Genomic DNA, 14,355 nt, shown 5'->3' with positions numbered 1-14,355 from the left:
TATACATGATCGATACCAGAAAAAAGCTTTCCGAAACCATATTCTGCGCCCTTGATCTTGAAACGACGGGGACCAACGCGGCCCTCCACATGATCGTCGAGGTCGGTATCATACGCTTCACCGCCGATAGTATAATCGAATCTTTCCAGACCCTGGTGAATCCCGGGGTGAATATACCCGATGATGTGACGGCCATTCACGGCATCACAAATGACATGGTGCGTGACGCTCCGCCCATCTATGAGATCCTCGGTGATATTACGCGCGTTACTGGAGATGCAGTGCTCGTGATTCACAATCCCGGCTTTGATCTTTCCTTCCTTGGCTGGGCCTTTCTCAAGGGGGGGCTGCCCGCGCCGGAGATGAATGCGGTCGATACGGTGCGCCTGGCGCGGCGCGCGTGGCCTGGCCTTGCCAATTACAGGCTTGAGACCATCTGCGGCCACCTGCGGCTGAATATCACTCCGCACCGCGCCATCCCCGACGCAACCGCCTGCATGGAGGTATTCAGGAATATCGTCAGGAAGGAGGACCCTTCCGGTCTGTGGACGATCAATGACCTGGTCAGATATCATGGGAGGCTCATCCGCTTCATCAAGGTGAAAGGAAAGAGGATAACCGGGAAGGGGAGGAGCTTGATGGGCCTGAAGCTGGGAGAGAAGGCAGATATCACCTACACGGATCATTCAGGAACCGTTACCAGCCGAACCATCCTGCCCATGGAATTCATCACCGCCGGCGGCGATGCCTATGTGCTGGCCCATTGCTACATGAGGAACGACAAGCGGTTTTTCAGGATGGACAGGATAAGTGGCATCCGCTGACGGGACCAGCCGGCTTCCGCGAGGATATGCGGATGCGCCGTCCCTTACCATTTGTTATAGACATTGAAGTATAAAAAGCCCTGGTTGCTTCCCGTCGATATCAGGTAGTCCCAGCCGTACTGAAGATAAAGCTCGAAGTGATCCAGTATCAGAAGCCGCACCGTGGGACCGCCGACGAAACCGAACTAGGGCCCCTTGAGATCCCTCCCGGACCCCTCGAAAAACGTCATATCAAAAAATACGCCGACATAGAAGAAATCCTGGTATATCGATAAGCGGTATTCATTGGATTGGGAGAGCGCGTTTTTCGAGAAATAGGCCATCCTCTGGAGTCCCATGAAACTGATGTTGCTTACCGAGGCCTCCTTGTAAAACGGCGTATCGCCATAGGCGAATTGATATACTATCCCACCTGAATAAATGCTGTGATTCTTGAACTCGTGATCGAAGTTGCCGATGAGCCGAATGGTGTGAAAGTTTTTTCTCAGGATATAAAAGTCATAGGCCAGGGCTATCTCCTTTTTAAGCCTGTTCTTTCTCAGTTCGTATATCCTGGTCCCTTTTTTGCTGAAATCGTAGATCATTCCGGCCTCGACATAGGCGTACGTATCAATATGATTGTTCACCTTGCGGTGAAACTCGGCAAGGTCCGTGGCGATCTTGATCTTCTGCAGGGTGTTATCGCCGAATACAAGCTGGAACGGGTCGTACTGGTATATCAGGTACTTGTTGAACTTGCTCTGAAAAATAAAGGCGGCCTCGACGCCCATGCCTATATACATGTTGAATTTTGTCAGGACCGTTATGCCCGGCGCGAACATGGCGTTGAGCAGCAGGAAGCTGTATTGCCAGAGGCCCAGGTCCGGACGGGCGGCCTTGCTCTGGTACATGTCAAACCTCAGGAGGGGCGTGAAAAAATCCTTGAATGTGGGGGTGAAAAAATAATTCAGGTTGAGATGGGCGTATGTTTCCCGGGGCGGCCGGGTGAACTTGCGGTCAAGGCCGTACATGAAGCCGGCCGATGTTTCGCCCATGAAAAAATCTCCGGGGGCAAACAGTCCCAGGTGATAGTATTTCAGGTATGGGATGAAGCCCTTGTAATAATTGATCCTCAGGCCGTAATCGAATTTATTCAGGGTTATTTTCTTCTTTTTTTTATCGGGGGCCTTTTTCTTCTCCTCGGCCGGGCTTGTTGAATCGCTTTTCTTGTCCCTCCCCAGGGAGCGCTCGTCGACTTCAGGGAGATTGGCCCTGTTGAAAATAATGATCAGGTCATAGCGGGGGCCGAACCTGTCGAAAAAAGCGAGCCTCATTTTCCTCATTATCTCCAGGTTCAGGACCCGGTCGATTTGAAGCAGCGACGAGTCGTAATCTCTCACCGGTTTCAGCTGCCAGGTTATATATTTCCAGCGCTTTCCTTTTTTCAGCTTCGCGATGTTCTCTTCGACGGCACGGTAGTTGAAGACCTTGTTCCTGAGCTTGAATACGAGCTTGAGGTAGAGGGTGGTGAAATCGTCCATGCTGAGAAAAATGATCTTGCCGAGGGCGCCCTCGTCGACATAGATTTTCAAGACAGATTCGGAATCTTCGATGACATAGACCTTGACCAGGGTATAGCCCCTGGAGCTGTAGAATGATATGACGGCGTTGATGACGTCTTTTCCGGACATCGTTCCCTGTTCAAAGCGTTCCAGGTCGAGGTGGGAGAAAAGCTTCTCCTCGGAATATACCTTGAGCCCGGAAATTTCAAGGGTGCGCTGTTTCGAGAATGTAGCGTTGGGAATACAAAGAATGATAAAGACTGTTATGACGGCACGTAGTGGCATTTAGCAGAAGTTGTTCTTCAACGTCTCCATCAATTTAAGTATGTTGTTGTCCTTAATCGAATAGAACATGAAATTGGCTTCTTTTCTACGGTCGATGATGTTCGCCTTCCTGAGCACGGTCAGGTGCTGGGATATATTAGAGATGGTGGATCCAAATTGCTGCTCGATTTCACCGACGTTTTTTTCTCCTTCCATCAGGAAGCACAGTATTTTCATCCTGATCGGATGGGCGATTGATTTCAGTAATTCGGTAACAAGGTCAACTTGTTGTTCGTTAAATTTCATAGGTTTGCCTGTCAGCAGAATTTTAGTATTTTACTATACTCTCATGTACCTGCTGATTGTCAATTTGTTTTTTATGGGACAATGCATAAATGGGGCGCCGGGCTTCTATAATGAAGCCGGGCGGGTTTAGCGGGTCGTTTTTTACGCTGTTTTTTTATTGATAACAGTCACAATTTCCGGAGAGAAATAATTGATTATATTGAGCATTATCAGTATTTTCTCCAGGGTCAAAGAAAGGACCATCACCAGTTTCCCTTCGCTTCTGCCAATGTTTTGCTTTGCGTGCAGCAAGAAACCGATGAATGAGGAGTGAATATTTATGGTTTTACTTAAATCAAAAGTCACTGTTTCTCCCGGATTGATATATCTCAATTGCTCAACATAGGAAGAAACCTGTTCAATGCTGATGTTTTTTGGGAAAATCCATGTTTTCTTATCTTCCATGATATACTCTCCATCCGTGTTTAATGGAATATTATCTCCATGTAGATAATTTCGACATAATTTCAAAATCCCATGAGCAAAAATGATTAGTAATAAAGATAAATATTAAGTATATTTGTTACAAAATAAGGGTTTGAAATATGACAAAAATATATTAATGTTCATGATTTAACGGTAATGAATGGTATGGTTTTATTCAAAATATGGATATTCTTTGATCTGATGTTTTTATAAAACTGGATGTAATGTTATTAAAATGCTTGAAAAAAGGTTATTCGCAATGAGAGTGGTATCGTTTTCTCTCCTTGCGCTTGTAGCGGATATAATCGTAACGTATATTTGCAATGTATAGTTTTCTAAAAAAGAAAGATACCCAGGGGCAGATGATCAAGCCTGATATGAGCCAGTTGAAGAAGCTCTTTATCATGCCGGATTCCCCTGATAAGTTCCTTGAGTTCGGTACCGAGCTTCTCGACCTGATCCATCATTTTTTCAAGGAAAGAGGGGGTATCCACAGCGAAATACCCCTGCAAGAACTGGAAAAATTGTTTTCCAACGTGAACATACCAAAACGTCCCCAGCTTCTTAAAGATGTCCTCCTCGAGATCAAAAATAAAATCATAGCCCACTCGGTGAAAGTTGGAAATCCCTATTATATCGGCCACATGACCAGCGCGATCCCTTATTTCATGATCCTCATCGAAATGATAATCGCCGCTCTCAACCAGAACCAGGTGAAGATTGAAACGGCCAAGGCTTCATCTTTCGTCGAGAAGGAACTCATCGGATGGATGCATCGGCTGGTTTACAACAAGAGCGCCGGCTTTTACAAGTCTCATATCCAGAACTGGGATGTGGCCCTGGGAAACGTCACCACTGACGGTACAATGGCAAACCTGACGGCTCTTCTTGTTGCCAGGAACAAGGCCTTCCGTCCGGACGGTGATTTCCCGGGAATCCGGGTGGCGGGCCTCCATGAGGCTTTTCTGCATTACGGGTACCGTAGGGCGGTGATCCTTGTTTCAAAGCGCGGCCATTATTCGATAGACAAGGTGGCCCGCATCATCGGCATCGGCAACGACAATGTCATCAAGATCCCGGTGAATTCAAAGAACAAGATAGATATCATCGAGCTGGGCAGGATCTGCAACCAAATACGCGAGCACAACGAAAAGGGCCAGGATCGCATCAAGATAATGGCCATTGTCGGAATTGCCGGCACCACTGAAACCGGGAACATTGACAACCTCCAGGCTATCAGGACGATCGCCGACGAATGCGGCGCTCACTTCCATGTCGATGCCGCCTGGGGCGGATCTGTGCTGATTATTGACCAGCTCAGGTATTTTTTCAACGGCATACAGGATGCCGACTCCGTCACGGTCGATGCCCACAAGCTGCTTTATTCGCCGGCATCCATGGGCATGGCCTTATTTAAGAACGAGACCGATCTCAACCACCTGAAGCATTTTTCAAATTATATTATCCGCCAGGATTCGGTCGACCTTGGAAGGTTTACCGTGGAAGGGTCCAGGCCCTTTGCCGCCCTGAAGCCCTGGGCCACGTTCAAGATCCTGGGCACCGACGGGTTCAGGCTTTTGTTCGAGCATGCCTTTGAGCTGACTTCGGTTTTGAGGGGCCTGGTGGAGATGCATTGCAATTTCGAGCCGATGAACCAACCGGAGCTGTTCATATTCAACTACCGGTTTGTTCCCAAAGAGGTCCAGAAAAAGATAGAAAAGCTTATGCTGAATATAAGCGGCGTCAGGTCTGGCCAGCCGCACCACCAGATACAGAATACATGGCTCCGCCGCCTCCACAACATAAACAGCCTCCTCAATGAGCTCAATATCGAGCTCCACAAGGAGCTGCGGGAAGATGACAATACCTTTGTATCAAGGACCATGTTCGATTCCCCCAATTATTTCTACCAGGACATCGTCGTGCTCAGGGCCATCACCATCAACCCACTTACCACGCCGGAGATACTGAAGGAGATCATCGAGCTCCAGAATACCCTGGGTAAAAAAATCTATAAAGCGCAGTTCGAAAGCCGCCTTGAAAAAATTTAGCATCGCATTGATACTGGCCCTGTCATCCATTGCGTCCCTGCCCGATTCCGCAATCCTGGCCGAGGACAGGCTGTCATGTATCTATTCCGTTGAGGACGGAAAAATTATCCTGTATTCAGGGGAATCGGCAAAAGCGGTTCCCGTCACCGGCGTTATTTCCCTGCATTATCATGGGGATGATGGGATTTATTATGTGGCTATAAAGCCTGATTCCGGCGCCGGTGAACCTTATATCGGCTGTCTGGATGTACGTTCCGGCACCGTAAGCTATGAAAAAAAGCTGCCTTTTGAGAATGATAAATTCGCGGTGGGTAAGCTCATGGTTTCCGGAGGGATTGCCTATATCCTTGCCGAGCCCCGGTCTTCATCCGGGGCTGGCCGGGTACTGAACAGGTTTAACCTGAATTCAATGGAATTATCCCAGCTGCCTGATGTCCTGGATTACCATGTCGATAAGCAGGATCTGATACTGCTGGTAAAAAGAGGGGCCGGCCTGTCATTGACCCATAATGGTATTGTTGTTCCGATATCTCTGGCGGGCCAGGATCTTCTCAGGATCGAGGAAGTGGTGAATGGCAGAATGGTTTTCATCTCCAATGGCGAAGAAACGGAAATTATTGATATGATTTCCGGAAGGGCGCTGTACCTGTATTCTAATAAAAGAGAGCTTCTGATGCCTGCGGAATATAACCTGGTGGTGGATGTTAAGGATATTCAGGGGGCAGAGCAAGATGATCGCGAAATGGTGTTTTATAAGGCTTTTATTGATGGCACTGAATCAGGGAGAACGGATTCAGGCCCAGCCGGTTTATCAAGGGAATTCCACGTAAAGGTTGAAGAGAACAAATATCATTTTTTAAAGCTGGAACGATGGACGCTCAATGCGGTAAAGGGAAGATATGAAAGGGAGAATAATATCCGTCAGCCTAAAAAAGAACAGATTTACATGCCAATGAACAGAATTGTTAAGATAAGTATTATATTTGATGGGAAGAATTATCATTACGAAATTTCACCAGTATATAAATGAATTATTAAATATAAAAATATTAATATATAATAAATTAATTATTTATTGCTCTGACCCCCTCCATAATTTTTGCACCAAATTTTTTTATTAAATTTATTTATCAGCCTCTTGACGTTTTATTAAATCTTTTGTATTTTATTGTTAGCACTCAATGATATTGAGTGCTAACAATAATCAAGTAAAGGAGGTGCGCCATGCAATTTGGAATTAAGAAAAGAGATAATTCCTATGGCTCTGAGATCGATGCATTTAGAAGAAGCATCTCGAATTTATTTGATGACTTCTTCTCAATCAAGCCGGCAAGCATGTTCGAAACTGATTGGATGCCTTCAATCGATGTTCATGAGGACCCGAAGGGGATCTATGTCAAGGCGGAGATACCTGGCATGGATGAAAAGAATATAGATGTGAACATCGAAAACAGCTACCTGACCATCAAGGGAGAGAAGACAGAAGAAAGACGGGAAGGTGATGACAAGAATTCACTGATTACAGAGAGAAGGTTTGGCTCCTTCCAGAGGACAATAAGGCTGCCGGAGGGGATTAAAGCCGAAAAAGTCAAGGCTGAGTTTAAAAATGGAGTATTGAGCATCGATATTCCCAAAGATAAAGTAGAAGAGCCAAAGAAAATTAAAATCAATGTCAAGTAAGGAGGCATGCTATGTACACCTATGATATTTTTGATGACATCTTCAATCTGAAAGACACGGTAAATTCATATTTCAATGATTATACCGGAAGGTGGAAAAGCCGTGAATTTCCAAACATGGAAATCTATGAAGGAAAAGACGAGCTTGAAGTGAGGGCCCTGGTTCCGGGGGTAAAAGCCGATAATCTGAATATCAACCTGGTTGATAACAATCTGGTTATCGAAGGTGAAAAGAAGAACGATTACGCTGACAATCCCTATATCCGCAGGGAGCGGCAGTTTGGCGCCTTTAAAAAGTCAGTCAAACTTCCGTACAGGGTTGATCCCGGTACCATCAGCGCGGAATTGACCAATGGTATTCTCCATGTCAAGCTCCATAAGAGCGAAGATGCCAAGCCGAAGAAAATTGAGATCAAATAGGAGGTGCAGCCATGATGAAGGAAATCACCAAAAATGACAATAATACCAGGGAAGAACGGGTTCTGGTTCCCCTTTCCGACATTTACGAAACGGCGGATCAGTACACCCTGAAGCTTGAAATGCCCGGTGTAACCAGGGAAAAGCTGGAGATAACCATGGAGAATGATGAACTCGAGATCAGGGGATCGGTTGCACCGTATAAGCCGGAGAACAAGGAGCTGATGTATTCTGAGTTCTCACAGTATGATTACTTCAGGAGATTCACCGTTGGCAATGATATCGACAGGGATAAGGTTTCCGCTGTATTTGAAGACGGGGTGCTGACGCTGGTCCTTCAGAAACATGAATCAGTAAAACCGCGTAAGATAGCCATCAATGTGCATTAAGCGGTGATGCTTAAACAAGGAATGATGATTAAAAAGGCGGGCTGTGTCTCGCCTTTCTTGTTTATCATGCTTCTAGATCGAGGTTTTCCCCGACACCGGCTTCAACATTGGCGACAACTTCGGCCTTCATCATTTTCTCATCCACGCCAAGCTTGGCGGCAGTGATCATCTTTAACAGGTCATTGCCTTTCTGGATTGTCTCGATAATTATCTGGTTTTCATTGGTGTTAACGTTCATATAATCCTCTTTAACATGCGTTGTTCATTATTGATAGATTAATCCACTTCAATTATCGACATCGACGGGAAAAAATTCATATATTTTTATCAATTTTGTGATTTTTTATAACTGGCACTGTAGCTCTGGCACCGGGTTTATATTAGCTGATAGTTATCGGTGGTCGGAGTAAACTATGATACTCCGGGTGAGTGTAAAACTCTAAAAATGGGTTTTTCATCATATTGCCGTTGAAAAAAATATTTATTAATATAAATTTGCCCGTAGAGGACAGTTTTATTTTTGTGTTTTCTCCGTATTCATAGCTATACTAATAGTGGATTTTTGAATATGAGCAGGCGTCAGAGTTAAGATATGGTCTAATGAGGGAAAAGTACCATGTGCGGCCGTTTTGCCCAGATTGAACCGATAAGTAATATCATTAAAATATTTTTCATTGATGAAGTTATCACGGATATCACTCCTCGCTACAATATCGCCCCGGGGAGCAGTATATTATCGGTTATCATGAATAATGGGCGGCGCCTTCTGGTGGATTATCAGTGGGGACTTGTTCCACACTGGGCCAAGGATCCTTCCATAGGGAATAATCTCATCAATGCCCGCGGTGAAACGGTACATCAGAAGCCCAGCTTCAGGAATGCCTTTAAACAGAGGCGGTGCCTTATCCCGGCCAGCGGTTTTTATGAATGGAAAAAAGAAGGGAAGGTCAAGAGCCCCTATTTTGTGAAGCTTAAGACCGGCGATTTGTTCACCTTTGCGGGGCTCCATGAAACATGGAAATCCTCATCAGGTGAGGAACTTCGCACCTGCACTATCATCACCACGGCGGCCAACTCCGTCATGGCGCCGATCCATGACAGAATGCCGGTGATCATCCCCGGCGAGTGTCATGAGCGCTGGCTTGATCCGGCTGCCCTGCCGGAGGACCTCCTTGCCCTGGTGGCTCCGTACAGGTCCGATGAAATGGAGGCATATCCGGTATCGCCCATGGTCAACTCGCCGAGAAATGAGTCGCCTGACTGTGTCACGCCCCTGTGATTGTTTCTATTTTTTATCCCGCTCTGTAATATACATATCGATTACGGCCTTCATTACTTCTGTATTGTTGGCATCGGTCACGCTGACGGTCACCGGAACAGACCCCTTTCCTTTTATGTCATCACCCGGTATCGAGCAGGTCCCTTTCAGGTTGCTTTTTGCAATTTTGATATACTTGACATCCATACCACGGGGAATCCACCGCAGGTGGGCGGGCAGGGAAACATCAATGGCCGTGCCGCCGGCAAGCTCGCAGAGATTGCACATGGCGATGGCATGGACGCTGTTGAGATGATTCCGAATGGCCCTCCGGTTTTTCATATTGATCTCACAATATCCCGGTTTCAGTTCGACAAAGCGGGGCTTGATGGTTTTAAAGTAGGGAGCCATCTGGCATACTACTTTTGAAAAAAGATAGTTGCCCAGAGGCAGCCCGTGCAATTTGTTGTACGCTGATAAAACTTTGCTCATAGGACCTCCCGTATCTCCGTAGTTATTTAAATTTAACAAAGAAACTATTTAACATTCTTTTATATACTTCCACCTCTTCTTCGCTGAATCCTTCTTTGAGCATTGAGTTGATTTTGCGGACTATCTCTTTTGATTTGTCAGCTTCGGAAATCCCCTTTTCCGTAATGGAGACCATATATTTTCTTCTATCTTCGGGGTCCTGTGTCCGTGTTATCAATCCGTTGCGCTCAAGGGTATCCACGTGGCGCGTCACGGCCGCGTTATCGATCGATACGATTTCGCTCAATATGTTCATCGAAAGACCGTTCTTCAGCTTAAGGGCAAAAAGTATCCCCATTTGTGCTGGAGTAAATTCAACGCCGCCATTGGTGAATTCTCTCCTAACATAATTTTTCATGGTATGCTGGGCTTTTGACATGAGGAAAAGAAGTCTGTCATCCATCTCAATATCCTATTTTATTTGATAAGTCAAATATTGACTAGTCAAATAAAATTGCAAGCTTTTTCTGGAAACAGTAATGATAAAAATAAAATACTAAACAAATGTTGACATATTATGGGCGGCTTCCTATATTGTTTCTGGAAGATGGGAGTTGCTCTGACCCCACGCTATCAAAAAAGGAGGGATGTATGCGCGAAATAACCGTGGATAAGGATCTCATAGCCCTGTGCGGTCTCTATTGCGCTGCCTGTTCACGGTACCTGGGGGAGAAATGTCCCGGATGCCGGGAGAATAAAAAGGCAGGCTGGTGCGGGGTGCGGACCTGTTGCTTGGAGCGGGGCTACAAATCCTGCGCAGATTGTGATGAGTTTCAGGATGTACGTGAGTGTGGCAGGTTCAATAATTTCATGGCGCGGATATTCGGATTTGTGTTCCGCTCTGACCGGGCCGCCTGCATTGCATTGATCAGGGAAAAAGGCTACGAGGCCTTTGCCCGTGAAATGGCCACCCGCCGTATCCAGACCATCCGGCGGTAACGGAGGCGTCCATGGAGGCCCTTAAAGAGATCCGGCTGGCCTGGGACGGCTCTATCGAATCCATCCGGCGTGCCGGGGGATGCGTCCCGGCCCGGTTTCCCCTGTTCGTTGCCAGGATCCCGGCAGGTTTTCCTTCCCCGGCAGATGACTACGTGGACAAGGGACTGGACCTGAATGAGTTCCTGGTACGGCATCCGGCCGCCACCTTTTTCGTGCGCGTTTCCGGCGATTCCATGACCGGTGCGGGGATCAATTCAGGCGATGTCCTGGTGGTGGACCGGGCTGAATCGGTCCGGGACCGGAATATCGTCATCGCGGCGCTGAACGGCGAACTGACGGTGAAACGGTTCGTCCGCGAGGACGGCCGCGTCTGGCTTCTTTCGGAGAATCAGAATTATCCATCCCTGGAGGTGACGGGCGAGATGGATTTCGAGGTATGGGGCGTCGTCGTGCATGTGATACGCAGCTTCCGATGACATGGGCTGGCCCAAAGCCTGTGCCGGTTGGAAAATTTTTCATTATAATGATCTCCGTTCGTATATCTTTTTATGATATCCGGTAAAGGGCGGGGGGTTATACATGGAAACTACACTCAATATTCATTCTGACATTCTGGAAAAAATCAACTGGGCCGCGCGGTCGCGCCGCATTTCACGCTCCGCCATGATCGTGGTGCTTATCAAAAGAATTATGGATGATGCTTCCAATTCGGTGCGGTTCGGCAGGATGGTCCGTTACCAGGAGAGGAGCAGTCCCGCTGCGTGGCGCACCGTTCACGTGCAACTGCGAATGGATGATTATGAGTATTTGCTGGATCTCAGGAGGCTTCTGAAGATGTCGGTTTCATTAATCCTCGCATATGCGGTAAGAAAATATTTGAAGGAGATAATGGAAAATAAAGATACCGATAACTATCAGTACAAAGATTACGTCCTCATCAAAGAAATACTCAATGACGCAGTATGCTGGAAATTAATATGGGGCTATCCCTACAACATCGGCAAACTCCTCCCCCGAAACGCCATCAGCAATAGGCGGAACCCATGAAGGACCTCTGCTGTCTGGTCGATTGCAACAACTTCTATGTTTCCTGCGAGCGCGTCTTCAGGCCCGGCCTCTGGAAGAGGCCCGTGGTGGTGCTTTCCAACAATGACGGCAACGTGGTCGCCCTGTCCAACGAGGTGAAGGAAATGGGCCTCCCTTTCGGCGCCCCCTTCTTCAAGGTGAGGGATCTGATCAGGGGAGGCCGGGTGGCCGTCTTTTCCTCGAACTATACGCTTTACGGCGACATGTCGCGGCGGGTCATGGAGTGCCTGGCGCGGTTTTCCCCTGATATGGAAGTCTATTCTATCGACGAGGCTTTTCTGTCCGTGCCTGGCGCGGGCGGCGATCCCGTGGAATACGGGAGGATGATGCGGGACACCGTGAAGCAGTGGACCGGAATTCCGGTAAGCATCGGCATTGCCCCCACGAAGACATTGGCGAAGCTCGCCAGCAGGATAGGCAAGAGGGACCCGGGCTGTCGGGGCGTCTGCGCCCTCATCGACCACGCGCGTCGTGACGCGGTGCTGGAGGCCACGGACGTGGGGGATGTATGGGGCGTGGGACACCAGTACCGCCAGCTCCTCTATCGCAACGGTATCCGCACCGCCCGCCAGCTTCGCGACGCGCCGGACAAATGGGTCCGCCGGAACATGACCGTCGTGGGCCTCCGCACCGCCTGGGAGCTGCGGGGCGTGCCCTGCATCCCCTTCGAAGAGCTCCCCGCTCCGAAGAAAGGGATCGTGAGCTCCCGTTCCTTCGGCAGGCCGGTGGAGTCCCTTGAGGAGCTCCGGGAGGCCGTTGCCGCCTACGTGAGCCGCGCCGCGGAAAAGCTCCGGGCCCAGAGGAGCGTCGCCGGTTCGGTGACGGTGTTTCTCTCCACCAACAGGTTCAAGGAGAACGATCCCCAGTATTCCAGCGGCATCTCCTGCCGGCTGCCGGTGCCGTCATCGTACACGCCGCGCCTGATCCAGGTGGCGGGACGCCTCCTGGAGGGGATATACCGGCGGGGGTATCGGTACAAGAAGGCGGGGGTCATGCTCTACGAGATCATGCAGGAGGGTGACGCACAGCTGGACCTGTTCAGCCGTTTCCACGACACGGACCGCACGAGAAGCCTCATGGGCGTTGTGGACGGCATCAACCGGGCCATGGGCCGCCACACCCTCCGTTTCGCGGCTGAGGGGATCATCAAGCCGTGGCAGATGCGGCGGGAGTTCCTGTCGCCGCGCTACACCACCCACTGGGACGAGCTACCGGTGGTGCGAGCGTAGGGGCGAGGCGATCACGCACGCACAATGTCGCGATAGCGCTGTTTCGTTGCCGGGTCCGCCAGTACCGGATCTAGTTCGACCAGGTGTCGCATGATGAATTGCCGGTTCTTGATCTCCGGATGGGGGATGGTGAGTTCTGCGGTTTTTAAAATGATATCGTCGTAGAGAAGAATGTCCAGATCGATCGTGCGGGGGCCCTTGGGGATCGTCTTCTGACGGCCCATTTCCAGCTCAATCGTTCCGGTTGTTTTCAAAAGTTCATGGGGAGTAAGGTCTGTTTCTACAACAATGATCATGTTAAGGAATAGAGGCTGGTCCAGGTAATCGACGGGCTCCGTTTGGAGGATAGAGCTCTGTTTCAGGAGTTTCATGGATGGACGTGAGACAAGGGCGTTGATTGCGTCTTTCAGGTTTTTTTCACGGTCGCCCAGGTTTGAGCCGAGGCCGATGTAGACGATCGCCATTTACAGCTTTTCCCTGTAATCCTCGCCGCTGATTTCCAGGATGCGGCACATCTCCTTAATGCGGGAGAGGATCCTCCCCTGGGACAGGTCCTTGAGGGCCTTGTGCGGATTGGTGTTTGACGTGAAGATGGTAAACTTTTCAGCCTCATACCTGGCGTCCACCAGGTCGTAGAGGGTCTCCTGCTTCCATTCAGTGTCTTTCTGGATACCGAAATCGTCGATCACCAGGATGTCCACGTCGGCAAGCTCCTTCTCGATCCTGCCCGATTCCCCGTACGTTTCCGATCCCTCGTGGAACGATTCCTGGAGGGTCTTGAAGAAGTTTCGGGATATGCTGATGAACCTTCCCTCCACTGCGTGGCGGATGATGATCTCGGTGAGGATGATCGAAGCCAGCATGGTCTTGCCGGTGCCGGCATTGCCCCACAGGTACAGGCCCTTATGCACGTTGGGGAACTGTCTTACGATGTCATAGGCGGCGTTTTTCGCCTCATCGGCCTGCTTGTTGACGGATTTGAAATGGTTGAGCTGTTTCCATTGATACTTCTTGTTAATACCCGAGCGGTTGTAAATCATGTTGATTTTCATGATTTTCATCCTGGTTTCACGGCAGAAACATTCCTCGATCTTCCCGTTGTTGAAGATATAGTAGGGGTCCTCCCCCAGGCACCGGCATTTTTTTATAACGCATTTGGGGCAGGGGACAAGGGCGTTTTCTCCGAGCGACTCAAAATGAGGATTGTGGATTATGCCCGTTTTATCGCAAAAATCGCAGTACTGTGAGGCTGATATGGTCTTGGTCTCGGTCTTCATGATGATAAGCTTGAAAATGTACGTTTTATCAGGGATTCCATTATGTCAACAATAATTATGCGACATATACCGGCCGATTTACGGCAAAGGAGGCATTTA

Annotated in this window: 19 protein-coding genes; 11 read left to right on the top strand and 8 right to left on the bottom strand. The window is 48.7% G+C overall.

Features of this window, described 5'->3' with window-relative positions; translation table 11 throughout:
• Nucleotides 1–5: 5 nt before the first annotated feature.
• Nucleotides 6–824, top strand: coding sequence for a WYL domain-containing protein (locus KA369_04830; GenBank protein ID MBP7735279.1), 819 nt, complete (start codon nucleotides 6–8; stop codon nucleotides 822–824).
• 185 nt (nucleotides 825–1,009) lie between these two features.
• Here the strand turns inward: KA369_04830 and KA369_04825 are convergent, their stop codons facing one another.
• The 3 genes from KA369_04825 to KA369_04815 form a co-directional block, all read right to left on the bottom strand.
• Complete coding sequence (locus KA369_04825) at nucleotides 1,010–2,650, bottom strand: hypothetical protein (GenBank protein MBP7735278.1); 1,641 nt, start codon at nucleotides 2,648–2,650, stop codon at nucleotides 1,010–1,012.
• Nucleotides 2,651–2,935: a winged helix-turn-helix transcriptional regulator gene (locus KA369_04820; GenBank protein MBP7735277.1), complete on the bottom strand. Its 285-nt coding sequence runs from the start codon at nucleotides 2,933–2,935 to the stop codon at nucleotides 2,651–2,653.
• Nucleotides 2,936–3,076: 141 nt separating this feature from the next.
• Entirely contained in the window at nucleotides 3,077–3,379 is a 303-nt protein-coding gene (locus KA369_04815; protein MBP7735276.1) for a hypothetical protein, read from the bottom strand.
• 383 nt (nucleotides 3,380–3,762) lie between these two features.
• Here KA369_04815 and KA369_04810 point away from each other — a divergent pair, with 383 nt between their 5' ends.
• The 5 genes from KA369_04810 (at nucleotide 3,763) to KA369_04790 (ending at nucleotide 7,936) form a co-directional block, all read left to right on the top strand.
• The gene (locus tag KA369_04810) at nucleotides 3,763–5,451 is read left to right on the top strand and encodes a glutamate decarboxylase (protein ID MBP7735275.1); all 1,689 of its coding nucleotides are present in this window, start codon (nucleotides 3,763–3,765) and stop codon (nucleotides 5,449–5,451) included.
• The gene (locus KA369_04805) at nucleotides 5,438–6,481 is read left to right on the top strand and encodes a hypothetical protein (protein ID MBP7735274.1); all 1,044 of its coding nucleotides are present in this window, start codon (nucleotides 5,438–5,440) and stop codon (nucleotides 6,479–6,481) included. Before KA369_04810 ends, KA369_04805 begins: the two co-directional genes overlap by 14 nt.
• Before the next feature lie 194 nt (nucleotides 6,482–6,675).
• Nucleotides 6,676–7,131: an Hsp20/alpha crystallin family protein gene (locus tag KA369_04800; GenBank protein ID MBP7735273.1), complete on the top strand. Its 456-nt coding sequence runs from the start codon at nucleotides 6,676–6,678 to the stop codon at nucleotides 7,129–7,131.
• Nucleotides 7,132–7,142: 11 nt separating this feature from the next.
• On the top strand, nucleotides 7,143–7,550 hold the full coding sequence (locus KA369_04795) for an Hsp20/alpha crystallin family protein (GenBank protein MBP7735272.1): 408 nt from the start codon (nucleotides 7,143–7,145) through the stop codon (nucleotides 7,548–7,550).
• Between the two features lie 11 nt (nucleotides 7,551–7,561).
• The gene (locus tag KA369_04790) at nucleotides 7,562–7,936 is read left to right on the top strand and encodes an Hsp20/alpha crystallin family protein (protein MBP7735271.1); all 375 of its coding nucleotides are present in this window, start codon (nucleotides 7,562–7,564) and stop codon (nucleotides 7,934–7,936) included.
• Nucleotides 7,937–8,000: 64 nt separating this feature from the next.
• On the opposite strand, the gene KA369_04785 is transcribed toward KA369_04790, so the two are convergent.
• Nucleotides 8,001–8,174, bottom strand: a complete 174-nt coding sequence (locus tag KA369_04785; GenBank protein MBP7735270.1) for a hypothetical protein — start codon at nucleotides 8,172–8,174, stop codon at nucleotides 8,001–8,003.
• Nucleotides 8,175–8,552: 378 nt separating this feature from the next.
• Here KA369_04785 and KA369_04780 point away from each other — a divergent pair, with 378 nt between their 5' ends.
• On the top strand, nucleotides 8,553–9,215 hold the full coding sequence (locus KA369_04780) for an SOS response-associated peptidase (GenBank protein MBP7735269.1): 663 nt from the start codon (nucleotides 8,553–8,555) through the stop codon (nucleotides 9,213–9,215).
• Between the two features lie 6 nt (nucleotides 9,216–9,221).
• Here KA369_04780 and KA369_04775 read toward each other — a convergent pair whose 3' ends face one another.
• Nucleotides 9,222–9,686, bottom strand: a complete 465-nt coding sequence (locus KA369_04775; GenBank protein MBP7735268.1) for a DUF4442 domain-containing protein — start codon at nucleotides 9,684–9,686, stop codon at nucleotides 9,222–9,224.
• Nucleotides 9,687–9,708: 22 nt separating this feature from the next.
• Nucleotides 9,709–10,128, bottom strand: a complete 420-nt coding sequence (locus KA369_04770; GenBank protein ID MBP7735267.1) for a MarR family transcriptional regulator — start codon at nucleotides 10,126–10,128, stop codon at nucleotides 9,709–9,711.
• Nucleotides 10,129–10,316: 188 nt separating this feature from the next.
• On the opposite strand from KA369_04770, the gene KA369_04765 reads away from it, so the two are divergent.
• The 4 genes from KA369_04765 (at nucleotide 10,317) to KA369_04750 (ending at nucleotide 12,979) form a co-directional block, all read left to right on the top strand.
• Nucleotides 10,317–10,664: a DUF3795 domain-containing protein gene (locus tag KA369_04765; GenBank protein ID MBP7735266.1), complete on the top strand. Its 348-nt coding sequence runs from the start codon at nucleotides 10,317–10,319 to the stop codon at nucleotides 10,662–10,664.
• Nucleotides 10,665–10,675: 11 nt separating this feature from the next.
• Nucleotides 10,676–11,140 carry a translesion error-prone DNA polymerase V autoproteolytic subunit gene (gene umuD / locus KA369_04760; protein MBP7735265.1) on the top strand — a complete coding sequence of 155 codons (465 nt, stop codon included), beginning with the start codon at nucleotides 10,676–10,678 and terminating at the stop codon, nucleotides 11,138–11,140.
• Nucleotides 11,141–11,243: 103 nt separating this feature from the next.
• Nucleotides 11,244–11,711, top strand: coding sequence for a hypothetical protein (locus KA369_04755; protein MBP7735264.1), 468 nt, complete (start codon nucleotides 11,244–11,246; stop codon nucleotides 11,709–11,711).
• Nucleotides 11,708–12,979, top strand: coding sequence for a Y-family DNA polymerase (locus KA369_04750; protein MBP7735263.1), 1,272 nt, complete (start codon nucleotides 11,708–11,710; stop codon nucleotides 12,977–12,979). The genes KA369_04755 and KA369_04750 overlap by 4 nt, the downstream gene beginning before the upstream one ends.
• 11 nt (nucleotides 12,980–12,990) lie before the next feature.
• Here KA369_04750 and folK read toward each other — a convergent pair whose 3' ends face one another.
• On the bottom strand, nucleotides 12,991–13,443 hold the full coding sequence (gene folK / locus KA369_04745) for a 2-amino-4-hydroxy-6-hydroxymethyldihydropteridine diphosphokinase (GenBank protein ID MBP7735262.1): 453 nt from the start codon (nucleotides 13,441–13,443) through the stop codon (nucleotides 12,991–12,993).
• A complete protein-coding gene (locus KA369_04740) occupies nucleotides 13,444–14,256 on the bottom strand; it encodes an ATP-binding protein (GenBank protein ID MBP7735261.1) in 813 nt (270 codons plus the stop codon). It abuts the gene before it with no gap.
• Nucleotides 14,257–14,355: the final 99 nt, after the last annotated feature.

This window comes from Spirochaetota bacterium, from assembly GCA_017999915.1.
GTDB lineage: Bacteria > Spirochaetota > UBA4802 > UBA4802 > UBA5550 > RBG-16-49-21.
This window is presented reverse-complemented; position numbering and strand designations above follow the sequence as displayed.